We start from the raw sequence: 23,266 nt of genomic DNA on the forward strand, positions 1-23,266 counted from the left end.
TGACAATTTCGCTGTTACGGTGCGTCCTATGCAGGCGCGGGAAATTGAACGGTTCCAAGGCCCGCGCAGGGTGCTGCTTCATTCGAAAGCGCACTAGATTGAGCAAGGTGGGACGTTCCGGTCCCGCGGGAGAGGCATCGCGTTCATGGCGTATCGACGCCGCAGTTCCATCCAGATGAAGGCTGCAACCGAAACGGTCGCGGTGGCGCCGGCGTCGTCCGCGGCGGAGCGGCCGGCCAAGCCGCGGACGCGCATGATGCGACAATATGACCTTGTCGAGCGCGTCCGCTCCTATAACCCCGATACCAACGAGGATCTGCTCAACCGCGCCTATGTCTACGCCATGAAGGCGCACGGCACGCAGACCCGTGCCTCCGGTGATCCCTATTTCTCGCATCCGCTCGAGGTCGCCGCGATCCTCACCAACCTCAAGCTCGACGATGCCACGATCGTCGCGGCCCTGCTGCACGACACGATCGAGGACACCGAGGCGACGCGCGCCGAGATCGATCATGTCTTCGGCCACGAGATCGGGGCGCTGGTCGAAGGCCTGACCAAGCTGAAGCGGCTGGAGCTGGTGTCGCGCGAGGCCAAGCAGGCCGAGAATCTGCGCAAGCTGTTGCTGGCGATTGCCGACGACGTCCGCGTGTTGCTGATCAAGCTCGCCGACCGCCTGCACAACATGCGCACGCTGGAATTCGTGCCGCCGGCCTCGCGCCGCCGCATCGCCGACGAGACGCTGGACATCTATGCGCCGCTCGCCGGCCGCATGGGTATGCAGGAGATGCGCGAGGAGCTCGAGGACCTGTCCTTCTTCGTGCTCGATCCCGAGGCCTATGCCGTGGTCAAGCAGCGGCTCGATGCGCTGGCCGAGCGCAACCGCAATTTAATCGGCGAGATCGAAAGCCAGCTCTCCAAGAACCTGCAGAAGAACGGCATCACCGCGCGGGTGTTCGGTCGCCGCAAGCAGCCGTTTTCGATCTGGACCAAGATGGAGCGCAAGTCGGTCGGCTTCGAGCAGCTCTCCGACATCTACGGCTTCCGCGTCATCCTCGATGATGTCGGCGCCTGCTACCGCGCGCTCGGTATCGTCCACACCACCTGGCCGGTGGTGCCGGGCCGCTTCAAGGACTACATCTCGACGCCGAAGCAGAACGACTACCGCTCGATCCACACCACCGTGATCGGTCCGGGCAAGCAGCGCGTCGAGCTGCAGATCCGCACCGAGGAGATGAACCAGATCGCCGAGTTCGGCATCGCCGCGCACGCCTTCTACAAGGAAGGGGCGGGCTCGCCGCACGAGCGGATGAAGCACGAGTCCAACGCCTTCGCCTGGCTGCGCCACACCATCGGCATCCTTTCGGAAAGCGCCAATCCGGAAGAGTTTCTGGAGCACACCAAGCTCGAGCTGTTCCACGACCAGGTGTTCTGCTTCACGCCGAAGGGCAAGCTGATCGCGCTGCCGCGCAACGCCAATGTGATCGATTTCGCCTATGCCGTGCACACCGGTGTCGGCAACAGCGCGGTCGGCTGCAAGATCAATGGCAAGTTCGCGCCGTTGTCCTCCGAGTTGCAGAATGGTGACGAGGTCGAGGTGCTGACCTCGAAGGCGCAGTCTGCGCCGCCATCGGCCTGGGAAGCGCTCGCCCGCACCGGCAAGGCGCGGGCCGCGATCCGGCGTGCCACCCGTGATGCCGTGCGCGACCAGTATGCCGGCCTCGGCCGCCGCATCGTCGACCGCCTGTTTGCCCGCGCCAAGATCGAATATGCCGACGACAAGCTGAAGGGCGCATTGCCGCGGCTCGCGCGTTCCTCGATCGAGGACGTGATGGCCTCGGTCGGGCGCGGCGAGATCAAGGCTTCCGATGTCGCGCGCGCGATGTATCCCGACTACAAGGAAGAGCGCCTGGTGCGCTATGGCGCCAAGAAGGGGCTCGCCGCCAAGCTGAAGACGCAGACCCCGCCGCATCCGGCGCGCGCCACCTCGGTGATCCCGGTGCGCGGCATCAATTCCGACCTGCCGGTGAAATTCGCGCCGAACGGCGGCGCCGTGCCGGGCGACCGGATCGTCGGCATCGTGACGCCGGGCGAGGGGATCACGATCTATCCGATCCAGTCGCCGGCGCTGAAGGATTTCGAGGAGGAGCCGGAGCGCTGGCTCGACGTGCGCTGGGACATCGACGAGACCATGCCGCAGCGTTTCCCGGCGCGTATCCTGGTCCACAATGTGAACGAGCCCGGCAGCCTCGCCCAGATCGCCACCGTGATCGCCGAGCACGACGGCAATATCGACAACATCCACATGTCGCGCCAGTCGCCGGATTTCACGGAGCTGACCATCGATCTTGAGGTCTATGACCTCAAGCATCTCCTCGCTATCATCGCGCAACTGCGCGCCAAGGCCGTCGTCGCAAAGGTCGAGCGCGTCAATGGTTGAAGATGGATGCGCGGGACATAGGCGAGCGGAAGCGACGCCGTCCTTCGGGCCGCTATGCCCGCGCATGACGAGTTAGATTTGCAGGTCCAAGAAAATGTCAAATGCTCCTCCGCTGCGCCTCGGTATCAATGTCGATCACGTCGCGACCCTGCGCAATGCGCGCGGCGGGGCGCGGCCCGATCCGGTGCGGCTGGCGCTGGCCGCGATCGAAGCCGGCGCCGACGGCATCACCGCGCATTTGCGCGAGGATCGCCGCCACATCCGCGACGAGGACATGGCGCGGCTCAAGGCCGAGATCTCCAAGCCTTTGAATTTCGAGATGGCGGCGACCGACGACATGCTGCGGATTTCGCTCGCCACCAGGCCCCACGCCGTCTGCCTGGTGCCGGAGCGACGTCAGGAACTCACCACCGAAGGCGGCCTGGACGTGGTCGGCCAGCACAATGCGCTGGCGCCCTTCATTGCGCGGCTCAATGATGCCGGCATCCGGGTCTCGCTGTTCATTGCCGCCGATCCCAGGCAGATCGAGATGGCCGCGAAGCTGAAGGCGCCGGTGATCGAGATCCACACCGGCGGCTGGTGCGACGCCGCGGTCGACGGTCACACCGACAAGGCGGCGGCCGAATGGAAGCGCATCATCGATGGCGCCAAGCTCGCGCAGGCGGCCGGGCTCGAGGTCCACGCCGGCCACGGGCTCGACTATGACACCGCCGAGATCATCTCCGCGCTGCCCGAAATCCGCGAGCTGAACATCGGCTACTTCATGATGGGCGAGGCGCTGTTCGTCGGCATCGCAGGCACAGTGCGTGAGATGCGCGCGGCGATGGATCGTGGCCGCGCCAGGGCGCAAGGCGCAGTCGGCGCATGATCATCGGTATCGGCTCCGACCTGATCGATATCACGCGGGTCGCGAAGGTGATCGAGCGCCATGGCGAGCGATTCCTCGATCGCATCTTCACCGATGCCGAGCGCGCCAAGGCGATGCGCCGGGCCAACAATGAGAAGATGGTGGTGGCGACCTACGCCAAGCGCTTCGCCGCGAAGGAGGCCTGCTCCAAGGCGCTCGGCACCGGTATCCGGCGCGGGGTGTGGTGGAAGGACATGGGGGTGGTCAACCTGCCGGGAGGGCGGCCCTCGATGCGGCTGACCGGTGGGGCGCTGGCCCGGCTCCAGGAACTGACGCCGGAGGGCATGCAAGCGCAGATCGACCTTTCGATCACGGACGATTGGCCGCTGGCTCAGGCCTTCGTCATAATTTCGGCGGTTGCTCCGGCCAGATGAGCGCAGGGCGCCGGAATCGGCCGGAAAACTTTAGCAAACTAAAAAATCATTGACATTTCAATGAATTGCGAAGTTTTGAGGCGGCGATTGATTGCGCCCTTGCGAACAACCGTCTAAAACGCCGCTGGGTATATCGAGCGAGACGCGAATTTCGGGTTTAGGTCGGGATTTGCCCTCAAGATCAGAATCAAGGCCATTTTCCTCACGCGGGGATCGAGCGCTTCGCGTGGAGAGAACGTTCTGCCACCGCGCGGGCATCTGGGCCCGCGGGAATTGGGAAAGCAATGAGCGCGACCACCGGAACCAAATCTGAGAGCGGCTTTGGCGAGACCATCCGCGTCGTCATCCATGCCCTTCTGATCGCGCTCGTCATCCGCACTTTCCTGTTCCAGCCGTTCAACATCCCGTCGGGCTCGATGAAGGCGACGCTGTTGGTCGGCGACTACCTGTTCGTCTCGAAATATTCCTACGGCTATAGCCATTATTCGATCCCGTTCTCGCCGAACATCTTCTCGGGGCGCATCTTCGGCTCGGAGCCGAACCGCGGCGACATCGTGGTGTTTCGCCTGCCGCGCGACGACTCCACCGACTACATCAAGCGCGTCATCGGACTGCCGGGCGACCGGATCGAGGTCAGGAACGGGCTGCTCTACATCAATGATGAGCCGATCAAGCGGGAACGGCTGAGCGACTTCATCGGCGAGGACCCTTGCGGCTCGGCGGATGCAACCGCCCGCGTCAAGCGCTGGAAGGAAACCCTGCCGAACGGCGTCAGCTATGAGGCGCTGGACTGCACCGACAACAGCTACATGGACAATACCATCGTCTACACCGTTCCGCCCGGCCATTTCTTCATGATGGGCGACAACCGCGACAATTCCACCGACAGCCGCTTCCTGTCGCAGGTCGGCTACGTGCCGTTCGAGAACATCATCGGGCGGGCCCAGATGATCTTCTTCTCGATCGCCGAGGGCGAGCAGGCCTGGATGATCTGGCGCTGGCCGTTCGCGGTGCGGTGGAACCGCCTATTCTCCATCGTGCGATGAACGACGACACCGCAGCCATCAACGATCAAGCGCCCGCCGGCGAGCCGAGCCCGACGCCTGCCGCCGAGGGCACGGCTGCGCCGAAGAAGCGGCGCAGCAAGGCCGTCAAGGCGGCCGAAGAGAAGGCCGCGATCGCCGGCACCGAGGCGCGCATCGGTTACAATTTCTCGGATCCGGCGCTTCTGACGACCGCGTTCACCCACGTCTCCGCGCTGAAGCCCGCCACCCGCAACCGCGCTGACAGCTACCAGCGGCTGGAATTTCTCGGCGACCACGTGCTCGGCCTGATCGTCTCGGACATGCTGTTCCGGGCGTTCCCCAAGGCCGACGAGGGCGAATTGTCGAAGCGGCTCGCCGACCTCGTGCGCAAGGAGAGCTGCGCCGACGTCGCCAAGTCGCTCGGACTGCTCGAGGACATCAAGCTCGGCATGGTGAAGGCGGTCGAAGGCGCGCGGCTGCGCAAATCCGTGCTCGGCGACATCTGCGAAGCGGTGATCGGCGCGATCTTTCTCGACGGCGGCTACGAGGCGGCGCGCCAGTTCGTCGAGCGCAACTGGACCGAGCGGATGCACAAGCTGCGCCGGCCGCTGCGCGATCCCAAGACCGTGCTGCAGGAATGGGCGCAGGGCAAGGGACTGCCGACGCCGGTCTATCGCGAGGTCGAACGCACCGGCCCGCACCACGATCCGCAATTCCGCGTTGCGGTCGACCTGCCGGGACTGGCCTCCGCCGAGGGGCTCGGCGGCAACAAGCGCGCGGCCGAGAAAGCAGCAGCATCCGCGATGATCGAGCGTGAAGGCGTCGGCACCAATGACTGACGAAGCCAAGGGGCAGGCGGACGCGACGCGCTGCGGCTTCGTCGCGCTGATCGGTGCGCCCAATGTCGGCAAGTCGACGCTGGTCAATGCGCTGGTCGGCTCCAAGGTCACCATCGTCTCGCGCAAGGTGCAGACCACGCGCGCGCTGATCCGCGGCATCGTGATCGAGGGCAATGCGCAGATCATCCTGGTCGATACGCCCGGCATCTTCGCGCCGCGGCGCCGGCTCGACCGCGCCATGGTGTCGACCGCCTGGAGTGGCGCCCACGACGCCGATCTCGTCTGCGTGCTGCTCGATGCCAAGGCTGGGATCGACGAGGAGGCGCAGGCGATTCTGGCTAAGCTCGAATCCGTCGCGCATCCCAAGATCCTGGTGCTGAACAAGGTCGACCTCGTTCAGCGGGAAAAATTGCTCGCGATGGCGCAGGCCGCCAACGAACGCATGCGCTTCGAGCACACATTCATGATCTCGGCGTTGTCGGGGGATGGCGTCGACGATCTGCGGCGGACGCTGGCGCAGATGGTGCCCGAGGGGCCGTTCCACTACCCCGAAGACCAGATGTCGGACGCGCCGATGCGGCATCTGGCCGCCGAGATCACGCGCGAGAAGATCTACAGCCATCTGCATCAGGAATTGCCGTACCAGTCGACGGTCGAGACCGACAGCTGGACCGACCGCAAGGACAAGTCGATCCGCATCGAGCAGACGATCTATGTCGAGCGCGAGAGCCAACGCAAGATCGTGCTCGGCAAGGGCGGCGCCACCATCAAGTCGATCGGCGCGCAGGCGCGCGCCGAGCTCGCCGAGATCATGGGCGTGCCGGTGCATCTGTTCCTGTTCGTCAAGGTGCGCGAGAACTGGGGCGACGATCCCGACCGCTACCGGGAAATGGGACTGGAATTCCCCAAGGAATAGATCGGCGTTTGAACGTGCCCAGAGCAATGAGCGTGCCCAGAGCGATGAATGTGCCCAGAAACGTGCTGTGGTTTGAGGTGCTGCTCTATCTGTCGCTGACGCTCGACGCGCTGTCGGTGGCGTTCCAGGACCGAACGCCGAGTGTCGTGAGGACCGAGCAGATGATCACGGGCGAGACGCTGACGGCCGGCTGCATGATCCTGCTCCTGGTGTATTTCGTCCGGCTCGCCGCGCGGCACCGCAAGAACTGGCCGCGCTGGGCGCTGGCTGCCATGCTGGTGCTGTCGGTGATCTCGCTGGTGCAGGTGATGGGCGAAAGGGGCTTGGAGCTCGACAGCGCCATCGAGGTGGTGTCCTGCATCCTGACCACGGCCGGGCTGTATTATTCCTTCACCGGCGACGCGCAGGGCTGGTTCAACGCGTAAGCCTGCGCAGGGCGGGTTAGCGAAGCGTAACCCGCCGTGTAACTTCCTGGCGATATCGGCGGATTACGCTGCGCTGATCCGCTCCACATGATACTTTTGCAACCATGGAATGGACCGACGAAGGCATCGTGCTGGGCGTGCGGCGGCATGGCGAATCCTCCGCCATCGTCGAGCTGTTGACGCGCGAGCACGGCCGCCATCTCGGCCTGGTGCGCGGCGGCGCCAGCTCGCGGATGCGGCCGCTGCTGCAGCCCGGCAACAGCGTCACCGCGGTGTGGCGGGCGCGGCTCGACGAGCATCTCGGGATGTATGCGCTGGAGGGCACCCGGCTGCGGGCGGCGACGCTGCTGGCCTCGTCGCACGCCGTCTATGGCGTCACGCATCTGGCGGCGCTGGCGCGGCTGTTGCCGGAGCGCGATCCGCATGAAGACATCTACGAGATGCTGCAGGGGACGCTCGACGATTTCGATGACGCCGGCGTTGCCGCTGTGCACCTGATCCGGTTTGAGCTCGCGATGCTGACCGAGCTCGGCTTCGGGCTCGATTTGGACAACTGCGCGGCCACCGGGGAGACCACCGACCTGGTCTACGTGTCGCCGAAATCCGGCGGCGCCGTGTCCCGCACGGCCGGCGAGCCGTGGCGCGACCGGCTGTTGCCGCTGCCGGCATTCCTGCGCGAAGGCGAAGCCGGCGCCAACAGCTGGTCGGATCAGGACCTGCTCGACGGTTTCCAGGTCACCGGCCTGTTCCTGCTCCGCCACGTGCTGGAGCCGCGCGGCCAGGGCCATTCCGACGCCCGCGACGGATTTATCAACGCCGTGACCCGGCGGCGGAGCCGGACCGCGGTTCCTTAAGCCCGATTCGCAACCTAAATTCCCGGTGATTCGCGGCTTGCCCGATTCATCGCCAAGGTTTAACGCCTCCCCATGGGAAAACGACAGATACCGCCGGAAGAGCCAGCCGAGATTCACGAGGTGCCGCTACGCGATGCGCTCGAGGAGCGCTATCTCGCCTATGCGCTCTCGACCATCATGCACCGCGCGCTGCCGGACGCCCGCGACGGGCTGAAGCCGGTGCACCGGCGCATCCTCTACGGCATGGACCTGCTCGGGCTCGACCCGCGCGCGGCGTTCAAGAAGTCGGCCAAGATCGTCGGCGACGTGATGGGCTCGTTCCATCCGCATGGCGACCAGGCGATCTATGACGCCATGGTGCGTCTGGCGCAGGATTTCTCCTCGCGCTACCCGCTGGTCGACGGCCAGGGCAATTTCGGCAATATCGACGGCGATAATCCGGCCGCCTACCGCTACACCGAAGCGCGCATGACCGAGGTCGCGCGGCTGCTGCTCGACGGCATCGACGAGGACGGCGTCGAATTCCGCGCCAATTACGACGGCCAGTCGAAAGAGCCCGTGGTGCTGCCGGGCGGTTTCCCGAACCTGCTCGCCAACGGCGCGCAGGGCATCGCGGTCGGCATGGCGACCTCGATCCCGCCGCACAACGCCGCCGAACTCTGCGACGCCGCGCTGCATCTGATCGAGAAGCCCGACGCCAAGTCGAAGGCGCTGCTGAAATGGGTCAAGGGCCCAGACTTCCCGACCGGCGGCATCGTCGTCGATTCCAAGGAATCGATCATCGAGGCCTATACCACCGGCCGCGGCTCGTTCCGGACCCGCGCCCGCTGGTCGGTGGAGGAGGGCGCCCGCGGCGCCTGGGTGGTCGTCGTCACCGAAATCCCGTGGCTGGTGCAGAAGTCGCGCATGCACGAGAAGATCTCGGAGCTCCTCGACCAGAAGAAGCTGCCGCTGGTCGGCGACGTGCGCGACGAATCCGCGGAGGATGTCCGCTTCGTCATCGAACCGAAGTCGCGCACCGTCGATCCGGCGCTGATGATGGAGTCGCTGTTCCGGCTGACCGAGCTGGAAAGCAAGATCTCGCTGAACCTCAACGTGCTGATCAAGGGCCGCATTCCGAAGGTGGTCGGCCTTGCCGAGTGCCTGCGCGAATGGCTCGACCATCTGCGTGACGTGCTGATCCGCCGTTCCAACTTCCGCAAGACCCAGATCGAGCACCGGCTCGAAATCCTGGGCGGACAGCTGATCGCCTTTCTGAACCTCGACAAGGTGATCAAGATCATCCGCACCGAGGACGAGCCCAAGCCGGTCTTGATGAAGACCTTCAAGCTCTCCGACGTCCAGGCCGACGCCATCCTCAACATGCGCCTGCGCAATTTGCGCCGCTTGGAGGAGATGGAGATCCGCACCGAGGACAAGGATCTGCGCAAGGAGCTGAAGGGCCTCGAGGGCTTGCTCGGTTCCGAGAGCGAGCAATGGACCAAGGTCAGCGACCAGGTGCGCAAGGTCCGCGACATCTTTGGGCCGAAGACGCCGCTCGGCAAGCGCCGCACCACCTTCGCCGATGCGCCCGAGCATGATCTCGCCGCGATCGAGGAGGCCCTGGTCGAGCGCGAGCCGTGCACCGTCGTGATTTCCGAGAAGGGCTGGGTGCGGACGCTGAAGGGGCACGTCGAGGATCTCTCGGGGCTCGCCTTCAAGACCGACGACAAGCTCGAGCACTCGTTCTTTGCCGAGACCACCTCGAAGCTGCTGCTGTTCGCCACCAACGGCAAGTTCTACTCGCTCGACGTCGCCAAGCTGCCGGGCGGCCGCGGCCATGGCGAGCCGATCCGCATGTTCATCGACCTCGAGCAGGACGCCGCGATCATCTCGCTGTTCGTCAACAAGGGCGAGCGCAAGTTCCTGATCGCGAGCAGCGAGGGGCAGGGCTTTGTCGTCAAGGAAGAGGACTGCGTCGGCAATACCCGCAAGGGCAAGCAGGTGCTCATCGTCGATGCGCCGAACGAGGCTTGTGCGATCACGACCGTAACCGGCGACACCGTCGCGGTGATCGGCACCAACCACAAGATGGTGCTGTTCGGTCTCGACCAGGTGTCGGAGATGGCGCGCGGCCGCGGCATGCGCCTGCAGAAATACACCAGTGCCTCGCTGTCCGATGTCGCGGTGTTCGATTCCAAGACCGGCCTGACCTGGAAGGATTCCGCCGGCCGCGAGCACAGCATGACCCTGAAGGAACTGGCCGACTGGCGCGGCAACCGCGCCGACGCCGGCCGGCTCGCCCATGGCCTGCCGAAGTCGAACAAGTTCAATCGCGGCGTGGAGTAGTTGCGTAGGGCGCTTAGGCGCAAGCCGTAACCCGCCATTCTTGTCGCGGCGGATTACGCCTTCGGCTGGTCCGCCCTACGGTCTTCGGCGAGCGCGGTGTGATAGTATCCACATTTTGCCGCGCTATAACCGTCGCCGACGATAGCGGGCGACGGTTGCCATGGCGCACAATCACGACCACGACCATGACCACAGCGGTCATTCTCACGAGCATTCCCATGCCGGGCACAGCCATGCGCCCGACAGTTTTGGCACGGCCTTCGCAATCGGCGCGTCGCTCAACGCCGCTTTCGTCGTCGCGGAGCTGATCTTCGGCTATTCCGCCAACTCGCTGGCGCTGGTCTCCGACGCCGTTCACAATCTCTCCGACGTCATCGCGCTGCTGCTGGCTTGGGGCGGGGCGTGGCTCGCCGGCAAGCGCCCGACCGATACCCATACCTATGGCTACCGCCGCGCTTCGATCCTGGCGGCGCTGTTCAACGCCGGGCTGCTCCTGATCGCGGTTGGCGGCATTGCGGTCGAGGCGATCAACCGCTTCCGCGAGCCTGCCGAGGTGGCAAGCTGGACCGTGGTCTGGGTCGCGGCGCTCGGCATCCTGATCAATGGCGGCACCGCGCTGCTGTTCATGCGCGGCCGCGACAGCGACCTCAATGTGCGCGGCGCCTATCTGCACATGGCGGCCGATGCCGGCGTCTCGCTCGGCGTCGTCGTCGCCGCGCTGCTCATCATGGCGACCGGCTGGCAATGGCTCGATCCCGCGATCAGCCTAGTCATCGCCGTGGTCGTACTGCTGAGCGGCTGGGAACTCGCCCGCGACAGCGTCAACCTCGCGCTTGATGCGGTACCAAGGGGCATCGATCTCAAGGAAGTGAGGGATTATCTGGCCGCGCTCGAGGGCGTCACCGAGGTGCACGACCTGCACATCTGGGCGATGAGCACGAGCGAAACCGCGTTGACCGCACACCTGGTGCGCCCCGGCGGACATGACGATGCGTTCCTGCATCAGGTCTGTGCAAAGCTGTCGGAGCGGTTCAGCATTCACCATGCTACGCTGCAGGTCGAAATCAGCAGCGAGACCTGTCGGCTGGCGCCGGCGGAAATGGTCTAGAGCATGATCCGGAAAAGTGCGAAGCGGTTTTCCGGAAAGATCATGCTCAGACAAGAAGCTAAGGCGCGACAATGATTCAACCTCATCTCATCGCGCTTTAGCACCGGCGCCGATCGCATCGCGATCGCGCAGTTTATCGGAGACTTGCCATGCACTCGCATTCGATCAATCAGTGGACCCACGAGCACGTCTTCCTCGGTGCCGGGCATTCCCAGAACGAGCGCCGGACCTGGATCGTGGTGGCGCTCACGGCCGTGATGATGGTCGGCGAGATCGTCGCAGGTTGGCTGTCCGGGTCGATGGCGCTGCTCGCCGACGGCTGGCACATGGCGACGCATGCGGCCGCGCTCGGCATCGCAGGGCTCGCCTATCTGCTGGCGCGGCGCCAGGCCGGCAATGCACGCTTCTCGTTCGGGACCGGCAAGTTCGGCGATCTCGCCGCGTTCTCCAGCGCGATCATCCTGGCCATGATCGCGATCCAGGTTGCGTGGGAGAGCATCGACCGGCTGCTGCACCCGGTGCCGATCGCTTACAGCGAGGCGATCATGGTCGCGGCGCTCGGTCTCGCCGTCAACCTCACCAGCGCCTGGCTGCTGCGTGATGACCATGATCGTCACCATCATCACGGCCATGGCCACGATCATCACCATGACGATGACCACCACCATCACCATGACAACAACCTGCGCGCCGCCTACGTCCATGTCCTGGCCGACGCCGCGACCTCGATCCTGGCGATCGGCGCGCTGCTGGTCGCGATGGTTGCGAACTGGGTCTGGGCCGACCCGCTGGTCGGCATCATCGGCAGCATCGTGATCGCGAGCTGGGCCTACGGCCTGATTCGCGCGGCCGGCGCCGTGCTGCTCGATGTCAGCGCCGACACGCATCTGGAGACCACCATCCGCGAACGCATCGAAACCAAAGGAGACCGCGTCACCGATTTGCATTTGTGGCAGGTCGGCCCCGGCCACCGCGCCGCCGTGATCTCGGTAGTCTCGGATCACCCGCTGCCGCCTGCGACCTACAAGCGCCGGCTCGGCGGCCTGTCCGGCCTCAGCCACGTCACAGTCGAGGTCGAGACCTGTGCGGACCACGACCACGCGCATTGAAGCGATCGGCTCGACCAGGGAAGGCAACATGATGAAGGCAATCGGTCTTGCAATATTGTTCTGGGTCGTGGCCGCGTTGCCGCAGGCATATGCTCAGCCTGCGAATTCCGGTGTCGAGAGGCTGTACATCCTCAACTGCGGCGAGGGCGTCGCGGGTGACATTTCACGCTGGTCGCCCGGCGTGAATGAAGGCAAGTCGATGGACTTCGTCGACAATTGCTATCTGATCAAACACGCGCAGGGCTGGTTTTTGTGGGACACCGGCATTCCCGACGCGGTGGCGGAGATGCCGAACGGCCTGGCGCCTGCCGATCCCAAGGCGGTCACCTGGCGGCGGCCGAAGACGCTTGCCGCGCAGCTCGACCAGCTCGGGGTCAAGCCGTCGGACATCAAGGCAATCGCCGTCTCGCACACCCATCCGGATCACATCGGCAATGTCGAGCTGTTCCCGGCCGCGATGCTGTATGTGCAGAAGGCAGAATATGAGTGGCCTGGCACCAACAACGCGCCGCGTTTCAAGCCTGAGCATCCCGCCACGAAGCTCGAGGGCGATCGCGACGTGTTCGGCGACGGCAGCGTCACCATCCTGTCGACACCGGGCCACACGCCCGGTCACCAATCGCTGCTGGTGAAGCTGCCGAAGGCCGGCGCGGTGGTGCTCACCGGCGATGCCGTTCACTTCAAGGATAATTGGGACAATCGGCGCGTGCCGAGCCTGAACGCCAGCAAGGACCAGACGCTGGCCTCGATGCAGAAGATCGCCGACACGCTGACCAAGGAAAAGGCGCAGCTCTGGATCAACCACGACAAAGCGCAGCGCGACGGACTGAAAATGTCGCCGGACTTCTATGATTGAGCCGCTTTGGCGCCGCTCGCTTTCGACCAATTCCGGAACAGCGCCGCCGTCGCCTCGTCCATCGGAAAGAAGCTTTCGATGCGCAGCTCCTGCAGCGTGACGTCCTGGGGCGTTCCGAGCGTCGCGATCGTGGTGAACAGCTGCAGGCGGACGTCGCTCTTGCGGAACAGCATCGGCAGCACCGGTCCGGACGCCGGCCCCGCAGGCGGTGCGGCCAACGCGGCTTCGACACCGTCATGGGACACCAGGCGCTTGAGCAATTCCGCCGTCGCGGTGGTGCCGTCGGCGGCGGCATCGGCCTCGACGCTGCGGACGAAATAGCCGGCCACCTCGGCCCAGTTGGTGAGATAGGGGCGCAGCACGTCGGGCGCGACCAGCGCGTCGGCGAGATTGACCGGCGTGCCGGGAGCCAATGGTCCGACCAGGAATTCCACCAGCCGCCCGGCGCCAGCATTGGCGAGCAGCAGATTCCAGTGCCGGTCGACCACGACCGCCGGGAACGGCTCCTGCTGCGCGAGTATAAAATCCAGCGCGCGACGGATCTGGGCGAGCTCCGGCGCGGCAAGGTCGGTCTGCCGCCATACCGGCGCGAAGCCGGCCGCGACCAAGAGCGCGTTCTGCTGGCGCAACGGCACGTCGAGCGCGGCAGCGAGCCGGATCACCATGTCCCTGCTCGGTGCGGCGCGCCCGAGCTCGAGGAAGCTCAGATGGCGCTGGGAGATATTCGCACGCCCGGCGAGCTCGAGTTGCGAGTGGCCCTTGCGCTGCCGCCACCAGCGCAGGCTGGCTGCAAAATCGTGCTGCTGCGACATGAGTACCTGTCAGGTAGTTGCCGGAATGATCTCGCTCGGCAAGATGCCACAAGCGAACGCGAAACGCATGGGGTGCAGGATGGGCGAGTGGATCGGCGTTGCGATTGCACTGGTCTCGAGCTGCCTCGGCGGTACGGCGGCGGCGATCACGCGCTATCTGGCTGGTAACGCCGACCCGATCACGCTGGCGATCCTGCGCTGGGCAATCGGGTTTCTCTGCGTGCTCCCCGCCGCGGTCCTGCTCGGCGCGAAATGGCCGCGGCGCGAGGATTGGCCTGCGGTCGCAGCGCTCGGCGTCGCCTTCTTCGGCGTGTTCTTCGTGCTCTACAATCTTGCGATATCCTACACGACGGCGGCGCGCGCCAGCCTTGCGCTGGCGACCTTGCCGCTCTCGACCATGGTGGTCGGCGCCTTGCTCGGCATCGAGCCGCTGACGATGCGCAAATCGGCCGGGGTCTCGATTGCCGTGCTCGGCGTGGCGGCCGCGCTGGCCTCCGGGCTGTCGGCGGCGCCGCCGGGGGCATGGCGCGGCGAGTTGATCATGGCCGCCGCGGTGCTCTGCATGGCGTTCTACAACGTGCTGTCGCGACCGTTCATCCGCCGCTCGAGCGCGCTCGGCTTCCTCGCCGTGGGCATGGGTGCGGGTGCGGCCGCGCTGGTGGCGGTGGGGACGTTCACCGGCAGCCTGGCGACCCTGCGCGATTTCGGCACGTCGCAATGGATCGCGGGGCTCTATCTTGGCATAGCCGGCGGCGCGCTGGCCTTCATCCTGTGGGTGCTGGCGCTGGAGCGGGCATCGCCAACCCGCGTTGCCAACACCATGACGGTCAATCCGATCGCCGCAGGCCTGCTCGCCAAGCAAATGGTCGGGGAGCCGATCACGGTCAATCTGGTCGTCGGCCTGATCGCGGTATTCGCCGGAATCTGGATCGCGACGTCGGAGACCAAAGCGGCCTGATCAGCTGCGCGGGGCTGATAGCGCGGTCGCCGGCGGGCCGGGCACGTGCTTCGGTTTCAGCGTGCCGGCGTAGAATGACAGGGTGAAGATCAGGATGAGGCCGGCAAGATAGACCCCATAGGATTGCGGCGGGGTGATCGCCCATTGCATGAAGCGTCGGATCGGATTTGGCGGGCTGGCATCATTGTCCATGCGCTCTTGTGCGCGAAGGCCGCAGCAAAGGGAAGCGGGAATCTCAGACTTCAGCGGCGGTGTTCCGCGCGAAATGGTGAGGCTGGCGGCCTTGCAATGCTGCATTGGCGTCCGCATCTATCACGCGACGACCAGCCCTTCCTCCCGCACCAACTGCCCGGCATAATCCAAAGTATGGAACTGACGCCCCGTTTGCGCCTCATGAATTGGTTGGTCCGCCGGGGTCTGACCGGCCTGCCGGAAAACGACCTGCTGCGCGGCTTCTGCGAGCGCTGCCGGGCTGGGGGCATGCCGCTGTCGCGGGCGATCGTCTTCATCGACACCCTGCATCCGATCTTCGAGGGACGCGGCTTCCGCTGGAACGACGGCGAGAGCAACGAGGCCGACATCTTCGAATACGGCTCGACCAGCAGCGGCGAGGCCGGCCAGAATTGGCGGCGGTCGGCCTTCTACCACATGCTCGAAAACGGACATGACGAGATGGTGATTGATCTCACCGGCTCGCACGATTTTTCGATGATCGGCGACCTTGCCGAGAAGGGCCACAAGCATTTCGCCGCGTTCGTGCATCGCTTCGGCGAGGCCGGCACGATCGGCGAGATGGACTGCTTCTACTCCTACTACACCACCCGCCGTTCGGATGGGTTCGATGCCAACCACATGGCGGCGCTGCGCGACCTGGTGCCGGTGCTCGGGCTCGCGATCAAATCGGCGGCGCAGGTCGAGATCGCGCGCACGCTCGGGCGGGTCTATCTCGGCCGCGAGACGGCGGAGCAGGTGTTGCGCGGGCGCATGCAGCGCGGCATCACCGAGAAGATCAAGGCCGTGCTGTGGTACTCCGACGTGCGCGGCTCGACCGCGATCAGCGAGCGCATCGGCCCCGACGAGATCATCCCGTTCCTCAACGACTACGCGCAGGCCTCGATCGATGCGATCCACGATGCCGGCGGCGAGGTGTTGAAGCTGATCGGCGACGGCGTGCTGGCGATGTTCACCAGCGAGAACATGACGGGCGCCAAGCGCGCGGCGCTGCGGGCCGAGCACAGATTCCGTCATAATATGCGGGTGCTGAATGATCGCCGCGAGAACGAGGGGCGACCGACCACGTCGGCCTATGTCGGGCTCCATGTCGGCGAGGTCTTCTACGGCAATATCGGCAGCGAGGACCGGCTGGATTTCACGGTGGTCGGGCCCGCCGTCAACGAGGTCAGCCGGATCGCCTCGATGTGCGCCTCGGTCGATCGGGAATTGCTGACCTCGACCGACTTCCGCACCGGGCTCGACGCCGCCGGCCGCAACTATCTGGTCTCCACCGGCCGCTTCGTGCTGCGCGGGATCGGCCACGCGCAGGATCTCTACACGCTGGATCCGGCTGTTGCCGCCGACGAGGTCGTCGGCGGCAAATACGAGCGCTATCTGGCGAGCTGAACCCTCCCGTCATTGCGAGGAGCGAAGCGACGAAGCAATCCATCTCTCCGCAAGAGGAGGAATGGATTGCTTCGCTTCGCTCGCAATGACGAAAACGTAGAGCTAGCACCGCGCCGGTTCACCGACCATGTCGGGCTGCCGCCTCAGCGACACCGCAGGCGACATCAGGATCACCAGCGCCTGGGCGGCGAAGATCGCGGCCGCGAGATAGAGGCAGGCTTCGGCGCCGTAGAACCCGCCGACGATGGCGCCGAGCGCGGAGCCGAGCGGGCGGGCGCCGTAGCTCATGATGTTGATCGCCGAGACGCGGCCGAGCAGCGAGGGCGGCGTCACCGATTGCCGCAGCGTGGTGGTCGAGATCACCCACAGGATCGGACCGACGCCGAGCAGGAAGAAGCTGAGGCCCGCGAGCAGCGGGGTCGGAAACCACGTCGTCAGCGCCATCACGGCCGCGGCGACGAAGCCGGTGACCGGGCCGAGCCCGATCACGGTGCCGAACGCCAGCCGCTTCATCACGCGGGTTGCGAACAGCGCGCCGACCACCATGCCGACCCCGTACATCGCGAGCGTCGTGCCGACGCCGGTGGCGCTGAGCCCGAGATGGCGCACCGCATAGGGCACGAACACGGCGAGCAGCAGGAACGATGCGGTGTTGAAGATGAACTGGGTGATGAACACCGGCCGCAGCAAAGCGTGGTGCATCACGAAGGCCGCGCCTTCCTTGATGTCCTGCAGTGGATGACGTCGCGGCGCGGGCGGACGCGCCGGCTCGTAGATGCCGGCGAGCAGCACGACGGCGATCGCCGACAGCGCCGCGGCGAAGCCGAATGCGGGCGCAGCGCCGACCCAGCCGACCAGCACGCCGCCGAGCGCGGGGCCGCTGGCAAAGGCGACGGTGCGCGCAAGCTCGATGCGAGCATTAGCGGCCGGCAATTGTTGTGAAGTCACCAGCGACGGGACCAGCGCGGGCGCTGCGACGCTGTAGGCGACCGTGCCGCAGACCGCGACGAAGCCGAGCAGAGCGAGCAGCGGCAGCGTCATCAGGCCAAGCCACAACAGCAGCAGGATCGCGGCAAGTGCGGCCGCGCGCAGCGCCTCGGAGCCCGCCATCACCCACCGCCGTGACACGCGGTCGGCCAAGAGGCCCGCGGGGATCGCAAACAGGATGAAGGGCAGCGTCAGTGCGGTCTGCAACAGGCCGGTCTGGCCTTCGCCGACGCCGAGCAGCAGCACGGCGACGATGGGCGCAGCCGCAAGCGCGATCTGCTCGGCCGATTGCGCGGCGAGGTTGGACCAGGCGAGGCGATTGAAGGTGGCCGGCAGGCGAGGCGTATCGGCGGACATGGCAGAATCCCTGGGACATTCGATCTGGCCATACTGTGTGGTTGGACGACGTCCGATCCCACCCGTTTTCAGACAACGCGTCAGCGTCCTCGCCATGCGAATGGTGTCACGCGCGAAATTGGCATCGGCGTCGATCCGCTGCGCCGAACATGCACTGTGGTTACCGCTGCATCGGCCTGACGCTCGCGCCCGTTCTGGTGATTGTCCGCAAGCGATCCGCTGGACGAGCGATCCCTTCGGTGCGGCATCGCTGGCGATCCCTCCGCCCTGGGCCTGGATGCGGCGGGTTTTTGCGGTGCCGGGAAGGCGGGGCGGCGGTCGCGCCTTCGTGAGCCTAGATGCAGTTGCAAATGAGTTGCAATAACGAATGAGTTCGGCCATCTTGGCAGCATGGACGCTCGGACCCCTGAAATGCCTTCCGTTTCCCTTCCCACCACCTTGCCAGGAGGCTGGCGGGGTGACGCCGGACACACGCGCAGCCTTCCAGAGGTGAACGCGACCGTCGCTGTGCCCACCGGCGGCCTGTGGTGGCGGCGGCTGCTGGCCTTCGCCGGACCCGGCTATCTGGTCTCGGTCGGCTACATGGACCCCGGCAACTGGGCCACCGATATCGCCGGCGGATCGAAGTTTGGCTACACGCTGCTGTCGGTCATCCTGCTCTCGAACCTGATGGCGATCCTGCTGCAGGCGCTTGCGGCAAGGCTCGGCATCGCCACCGACCGCGATCTCGCCCAGGCCTGCCGCGCCACCTATTCCCGGCCGGTGAATTTCGTGCTCTGGCTCGCCTGCGAGGCTGCGATCATCGCCTGCGACCTCGCCGAAGTGATCGGCACTGCAATCGCGCTGAAGTTGTTGTTCGGCATTCCCCTGATCGGCGGCGCGCTGCTCGCGGCGCTCGACGCGTTCCTGCTGCTGCTCCTGATGAACCGCGGCTTCCGCTTCCTCGAAGCCTTCGTGATCGCGCTGCTGATCGTCATCGCGGTCTGCTTCGTGGTCCAGATCGCAGCCGCCGCGCCGCCGATTGCCGGCGTGATCGGCGGCTTCATGCCGTCGCGCGAGATCGTCACCAATCCGGAGATGCTCTACATCGCGATCGGCATCATCGGCGCCACCGTGATGCCGCATAACCTCTATCTGCACTCCTCGATTGTGCAGACCCGCGCCTATCCGCGCACCGAGGAGGGGCGGCGCGATGCGATCAAATGGGCGACCACCGACTCAACCATCGCGCTGATGCTGGCGCTGTTCGTCAATGCTGCCATCCTCGTGCTGGCGGCCGCGACCTTCCACAAGAGCGGCCATTCCGACGTCGCCGAAATCGACCAGGCGTTCGAGCTGCTGTCGCCGCTGCTCGGACTCGGCATCGCCTCGACGCTGTTTGCCGTGGCGCTGCTCGCGTCGGGCCTCAACTCGACGGTGACGGCGACGCTGGCCGGCCAGATCGTGATGCAGGGCTTTCTGAACCTGCGGATGCCCAACTGGGCGCAGCGGGTGGTGACGCGCGGCATCGCGATCGTCCCGGTCATCGTGGTCGCTGCGCTCTATGGCGAGAGCGGCACCGCACAGCTTTTGGTTTTCAGCCAGGTCGTGCTGTCGATGCAGCTGCCGTTCGCGGTGATCCCGCTGGTGCGCTTCGTGTCCGACAAGCGCAAGATGGGCACGTTCGCGATTTCGCTGCCGGTTGCGGTGACGGCCTGGATCGTCGCCGGGCTGATCGTGATCCTGAACGTGAAGCTGCTGATCGATACGTTCTTCGGCACCTAGAGCGTCTGACGCGCCAGAGCGTTTTCAAGCGAAGTGGACGCCGGTTCGCGTGAAGAAAACGCGTCAAAACAAGAATCTAGAGCTTCGGTTCTGATTCAATCAGAACCGAAAATGCTCTAGTCCTGCGGCTCGGCCAGCGCTTCACCCGTGGCGTCGACGCGCAGCCAGCCCGACGGCGCGAGCCGTTGCTGCGGCAGGAAGCGGCCCTTGTAGTCCATCTTCTTCGAGCCCTCGATCCAGTAGCCGAGATAGACGTAGGGCAGGCCCTGGCGGCGGGCGCGGGCGATATGATCGAGGATCATGAAGGTACCGAGCGAGCGGGCCTCAAGCCCCGGCTCGAAGAACGAATAGACCATCGACAGCCCGTCGCTGAGCACGTCGGTCAACGCCACCGCCATCAGCTCGTCGCCGCGGCCGGTGATGGCGCTGTCGGCATTGCGCTTGCGGTACTCGATGATCCGGGTCTCGACATGGCTGTCCTCGACCATCATCGCGTAGTCGAGCACCGTCATGTCGGCCATGCCGCCGTTGCGGTGGCGGCGGTCGAGATAGGCCCGGAACACCGAATATTGCTCTGATGTCGGCACCGCGGTGCGCTGCTCGCCGATGATGTCGGCGTTGCGGGCCAGCACCTTGCGGAAGTTGCGGGAGGGGCGGAATTCGTTGGCGACCACCCGGACCGAGACGCAGGCCCGGCAGGCGTCGCAGGCCGGGCGGTAGGCGATCGACTGGCTGCGGCGGAAGCCGCCATGGGTCAGCAAGTCGTTGAGATCGCCAGCTTTGTCGCCGACCAGGTGCGTGAAAACCTTGCGCTCGTGCCGGCCCGGCAGATACGGGCACGGTGAGGGCGCCGTCAGATAGAACTGGGGGGTATCACGCGAGTGCTGGGTCACGTCAGATCGTCGGGCTCCACAAACAATACAGGCAGCCGAGTTAGCATCGCCCTCCGGAGGCTAACGGTCAATTGGTTTAGGGGGGCCTAATAATAGGCCCGCGCGGCCGGGCTGACCTGGGTCCGGACCGAGCTGTTGATAACGACGGTTCCGAGGATGATGTCGTGCAACAGCCGGCGGCGGCCGTTGAGGAGTCCGATCAGCAGCACCAGCGGCGACAGGAACGAGATCGTCACCCAGAACAGCACCGCATGGGTGGCGCCGAGCACGAAATAGCCGCGCGCGCCGTACCAGGTGCGCAGTTCCAGATCCATCATGCGCATGCCGATGGTGGCCGAGTGCTGCCCGCCGATCGAGGCGCCGTAATAGACGATGGCCCAGACGATCGAGGCCGGCGACACCAGCCAGAACAGCGCCCAGCCGAGGCCGAGCGTGACGACGCCGAACACCGCGATGAAGATCACCGCCAGGATCACCGGCACCGACAGCACGACGAGGTCGATCAGGAACGCAAACACGCGTCGCGTCAGCACGCCGCGGAACAAGTCCGGCTGCATCAACGGATCGAACGCATGCGGGGGAACGCCGCCGTCGTTGCGCCAGGTGCCGCTGTCGTTGCCATAGGACATGACCAACCTCCGATGAAAGTCCCGCGCAGGACATGGGAGCAGGAGGCTCGCCTGCCAAGTCCGCGCGAACATCAACTAGCCGAAATAATCAGGCGATTCGGCGGCCGGAAGCGCCCGCCCCGGTGTAGGCTGGAGGTTGTGCGACGACGGGGGACATATGGGGACACAAATCGGGTTGCGCTGCCGCTGCGGAGAGGTTCGAGGCGTGGTCACGAACGCGGCACCGACAGCTGTCAATCGCGTCGTCTGCTACTGCGACGATTGCCAGGCGTTCATGCATCGGGTCGGCCGGGCCGATCTGCTCGATGTCCACGGCGGCACCGACATCGTCCAGGTCGCCCCGGCGTCGCTCAGCTTCGTGCAGGGACATGACAAGATCGCCGGGCTGCGGCTGACGCCAAAGGGGCTGTACCGATGGCACACCACCTGCTGCAATTCGCCGGTGGGCAACTCGCTGACACCTGCCGTCCCGTTCGTCGGAATTGCGGTGCAGGCCTTCGACGGCGGCGCGTCGCGCGTGGACGAGGTTTTCGGCAAGCCAACCGGCGCAATCCTCGGCAAATATGCCATCGGCGAAGCCCCGAAGGGATCGACCGGCTTCAACCCGTCGCTGATCCTGCGCGTGATCGGCAAGGTGTTGGGCTGGCGCCTGCGCGGCAGGACCTGGCCGCATCCGTTCTTCAAGCGCGAGACAAATGCGCCGATCTACCCGCTGACGGTGCTGTCACAGGGCGAGCGCGAGGCGCTGCGCCCGCTGTGCGGTCCACGTCCAACCGCGCCGGCCGGACCCGTGTAGCGCACTTACGATTCCGCCTTGATCTTCTCGGCGGCCTGCGGTGCGAAATAGGTGAGGATGCCGTCGGCGCCGGCGCGCTTGAAGCCGACCAGGCTCTCCATCATCGCGCGCTCGCCGTCGATCCAGCCATTGGCGGCGGCGCCCGCGATCATCGCGTATTCGCCGGACACCTGGTAGACGAAGGTCGGCATCGCAAAATTGTCCTTCACGCGGCGGACGATGTCGAGATAGGGCATGCCCGGCTTCACCATCACCATGTCGGCGCCCTCGGCGATGTCGAGCTCGACCTCGCGCAACGCCTCGTCGGAATTGGCGCTGTCCATCTGGTAGGTGCGTTTGTCGCCGGTCAGCGTCTTGGCCGAGCCGATGGCGTCGCGGAACGGGCCGTAGAACGCCGAGGCGTATTTCGCCGCATAGGACATGATCTGCACGTCGCCAAAACCGTTGTCGTCGAGCGCCTCGCGGATCGCGCCGATGCGGCCATCCATCATGTCCGACGGCGCGATCACGTCGCAGCCGGCCTCGGCCTGGGTCAACGCCTGCTTGACCAGCACCGCAACCGTCTCGTCGTTGAGGATCCTGCCGTCTTCGATCAGCCCGTCATGGCCATGGCTGGTGAAGGGATCGAGCGCGACGTCGCAGAGCACGCCGATATCGGGAAATTCCTTCTTGATCGCCCGCACCGCCTGACAGACCAGATTGTCAGGATTGAGCGCCTCCGAGCCCTGCTCGTCGCGCAGCGACGGCTCGGTGAAGGGGAACAGCGCGATGCAGGGAATATTGAGCTTGGCCGCGCGCTCGGCGTCGCGGACGATCTGGTCGACGGTGAGGCGGTCGATGCCCGGCATCGAGACCACCGGCGTGCGGGTGTTGTGGCCGTCGACTACGAACATCGGCCAGATCAGATCGTTCGTGGTCAGCACGTTCTCGCGCACCAGGCGGCGAGCCCACTCGGTCTTGCGGTTGCGGCGCATCCGGATCGTGAGGTCGAGCGAGGGGGAGGCGAGGGCCTCGGTCTGGCGCCGCGGCGCATCGCGCAGTTCGATCGGGCGCCCGAATTTGATCGCCATGTCTTCTCTCCTCGGGGACGGCTGGTCTGGACCTGATATAAGTCCAGTTCTAGCACCTGACAGGGGCGCCGTCATTGCGCCGCTATTGCACCCCTATTGCATCCTTGGCGCCCTTGATTTGCCGCAACGGCAATTGATTTTGCGCGGCTGGCGGGCCAAGACTGCGCCATGAACCCCATTTGGCAGCCGTTCTGCGGCGATT

Annotated in this window: 22 protein-coding genes; 16 read left to right on the top strand and 6 right to left on the bottom strand. The window is 65.4% G+C overall.

Annotated elements, in window-relative coordinates; genetic code table 11:
* Positions 1-145: 145 nt before the first annotated feature.
* From K359_RS0121065 to K359_RS0121120, 12 genes are all read left to right on the top strand, one after another.
* On the top strand, positions 146-2,437 hold the full coding sequence (locus tag K359_RS0121065) for a bifunctional (p)ppGpp synthetase/guanosine-3',5'-bis(diphosphate) 3'-pyrophosphohydrolase (protein ID WP_029081103.1): 2,292 nt from the start codon (positions 146-148) through the stop codon (positions 2,435-2,437).
* Between the two features lie 94 nt (positions 2,438-2,531).
* Positions 2,532-3,305 (top strand): pyridoxine 5'-phosphate synthase, encoded by a 774-nt coding sequence (locus K359_RS0121070; protein ID WP_029081104.1) that lies wholly within the window; start codon positions 2,532-2,534, stop codon positions 3,303-3,305.
* Positions 3,302-3,718, top strand: coding sequence for a holo-ACP synthase (acpS, locus tag K359_RS0121075; RefSeq protein ID WP_021078359.1), 417 nt, complete (start codon positions 3,302-3,304; stop codon positions 3,716-3,718). The genes K359_RS0121070 and acpS overlap by 4 nt, the downstream gene beginning before the upstream one ends.
* A 284-nt stretch (positions 3,719-4,002) precedes the next feature.
* Positions 4,003-4,764, top strand: coding sequence for a signal peptidase I (gene lepB / locus K359_RS0121080; RefSeq protein WP_029081105.1), 762 nt, complete (start codon positions 4,003-4,005; stop codon positions 4,762-4,764).
* Positions 4,761-5,582, top strand: a complete 822-nt coding sequence (rnc, locus tag K359_RS0121085; RefSeq protein WP_029081106.1) for a ribonuclease III — start codon at positions 4,761-4,763, stop codon at positions 5,580-5,582. Before lepB ends, rnc begins: the two co-directional genes overlap by 4 nt.
* Entirely contained in the window at positions 5,575-6,498 is a 924-nt protein-coding gene (era, locus tag K359_RS0121090; RefSeq protein WP_029081107.1) for a GTPase Era, read from the top strand. The genes rnc and era overlap by 8 nt, the downstream gene beginning before the upstream one ends.
* 44 nt (positions 6,499-6,542) lie before the next feature.
* Positions 6,543-6,923, top strand: a complete 381-nt coding sequence (locus tag K359_RS0121095) for a hypothetical protein (RefSeq protein ID WP_029081108.1) — start codon at positions 6,543-6,545, stop codon at positions 6,921-6,923.
* Between the two features lie 104 nt (positions 6,924-7,027).
* Positions 7,028-7,777 (top strand): DNA repair protein RecO, encoded by a 750-nt coding sequence (recO, locus tag K359_RS0121100; protein ID WP_029081109.1) that lies wholly within the window; start codon positions 7,028-7,030, stop codon positions 7,775-7,777.
* 72 nt (positions 7,778-7,849) lie between these two features.
* Positions 7,850-10,105 carry a DNA topoisomerase IV subunit A gene (gene parC, locus K359_RS0121105; protein ID WP_029081110.1) on the top strand — a complete coding sequence of 752 codons (2,256 nt, stop codon included), beginning with the start codon at positions 7,850-7,852 and terminating at the stop codon, positions 10,103-10,105.
* A 160-nt stretch (positions 10,106-10,265) separates the two neighbouring features.
* Positions 10,266-11,213 (top strand): cation diffusion facilitator family transporter, encoded by a 948-nt coding sequence (locus K359_RS0121110; protein WP_029081111.1) that lies wholly within the window; start codon positions 10,266-10,268, stop codon positions 11,211-11,213.
* A 149-nt stretch (positions 11,214-11,362) separates the two neighbouring features.
* Positions 11,363-12,322, top strand: coding sequence for a CDF family Co(II)/Ni(II) efflux transporter DmeF (gene dmeF / locus K359_RS0121115; RefSeq protein ID WP_029081112.1), 960 nt, complete (start codon positions 11,363-11,365; stop codon positions 12,320-12,322).
* A 28-nt stretch (positions 12,323-12,350) separates the two neighbouring features.
* Positions 12,351-13,178, top strand: a complete 828-nt coding sequence (locus K359_RS0121120) for an N-acyl homoserine lactonase family protein (RefSeq protein ID WP_029081113.1) — start codon at positions 12,351-12,353, stop codon at positions 13,176-13,178.
* Here the strand turns inward: K359_RS0121120 and K359_RS0121125 are convergent.
* Complete coding sequence (locus tag K359_RS0121125) at positions 13,169-13,990, bottom strand: helix-turn-helix domain-containing protein (protein WP_029081114.1); 822 nt, start codon at positions 13,988-13,990, stop codon at positions 13,169-13,171. The genes K359_RS0121120 and K359_RS0121125 overlap by 10 nt on opposite strands.
* A 79-nt stretch (positions 13,991-14,069) precedes the next feature.
* Here K359_RS0121125 and K359_RS0121130 point away from each other — a divergent pair, with 79 nt between their 5' ends.
* The gene (locus K359_RS0121130; protein WP_029081115.1) at positions 14,070-14,948 is read left to right on the top strand and encodes a DMT family transporter; all 879 of its coding nucleotides are present in this window, start codon (positions 14,070-14,072) and stop codon (positions 14,946-14,948) included.
* Here K359_RS0121130 and K359_RS0121135 read toward each other — a convergent pair whose 3' ends face one another.
* Entirely contained in the window at positions 14,949-15,140 is a 192-nt protein-coding gene (locus tag K359_RS0121135) for a hypothetical protein (protein WP_029081116.1), read from the bottom strand.
* Between the two features lie 174 nt (positions 15,141-15,314).
* Here K359_RS0121135 and K359_RS0121140 point away from each other — a divergent pair, with 174 nt between their 5' ends.
* Positions 15,315-16,568 carry an adenylate/guanylate cyclase domain-containing protein gene (locus K359_RS0121140; RefSeq protein WP_029081117.1) on the top strand — a complete coding sequence of 418 codons (1,254 nt, stop codon included), beginning with the start codon at positions 15,315-15,317 and terminating at the stop codon, positions 16,566-16,568.
* A gap of 102 nt (positions 16,569-16,670) precedes the next feature.
* On the opposite strand, the gene K359_RS0121145 is transcribed toward K359_RS0121140, so the two are convergent.
* Complete coding sequence (locus tag K359_RS0121145; RefSeq protein WP_029081118.1) at positions 16,671-17,912, bottom strand: MFS transporter; 1,242 nt, start codon at positions 17,910-17,912, stop codon at positions 16,671-16,673.
* Positions 17,913-18,302: 390 nt separating this feature from the next.
* Here K359_RS0121145 and K359_RS0121150 point away from each other — a divergent pair, with 390 nt between their 5' ends.
* Positions 18,303-19,676 (top strand): Nramp family divalent metal transporter, encoded by a 1,374-nt coding sequence (locus K359_RS0121150; RefSeq protein ID WP_029081119.1) that lies wholly within the window; start codon positions 18,303-18,305, stop codon positions 19,674-19,676.
* Between the two features lie 116 nt (positions 19,677-19,792).
* Here K359_RS0121150 and K359_RS0121155 read toward each other — a convergent pair whose 3' ends face one another.
* Together K359_RS0121155 and K359_RS0121160 are read right to left on the bottom strand one after the other, a co-directional pair.
* Positions 19,793-20,569: an arginyltransferase gene (locus K359_RS0121155; protein WP_029081120.1), complete on the bottom strand. Its 777-nt coding sequence runs from the start codon at positions 20,567-20,569 to the stop codon at positions 19,793-19,795.
* Between the two features lie 86 nt (positions 20,570-20,655).
* Positions 20,656-21,198, bottom strand: coding sequence for an RDD family protein (locus tag K359_RS0121160; RefSeq protein ID WP_029081121.1), 543 nt, complete (start codon positions 21,196-21,198; stop codon positions 20,656-20,658).
* A 157-nt stretch (positions 21,199-21,355) separates the two neighbouring features.
* Here K359_RS0121160 and K359_RS0121165 point away from each other — a divergent pair, with 157 nt between their 5' ends.
* A complete protein-coding gene (locus K359_RS0121165) occupies positions 21,356-21,994 on the top strand; it encodes a DUF6151 family protein (protein WP_029081122.1) in 639 nt (212 codons plus the stop codon).
* A gap of 5 nt (positions 21,995-21,999) precedes the next feature.
* Here K359_RS0121165 and hemB read toward each other — a convergent pair whose 3' ends face one another.
* Positions 22,000-23,064 (bottom strand): porphobilinogen synthase, encoded by a 1,065-nt coding sequence (gene hemB, locus K359_RS0121170; RefSeq protein ID WP_029081123.1) that lies wholly within the window; start codon positions 23,062-23,064, stop codon positions 22,000-22,002.
* Between the last annotated feature and the right edge of the window lie 202 nt (positions 23,065-23,266).

This window comes from Bradyrhizobium sp. th-b2, from assembly GCF_000426785.1.
In the GTDB taxonomy this organism is placed as follows: Bacteria; Pseudomonadota; Alphaproteobacteria; order Rhizobiales; family Xanthobacteraceae; genus Bradyrhizobium; species Bradyrhizobium septentrionale.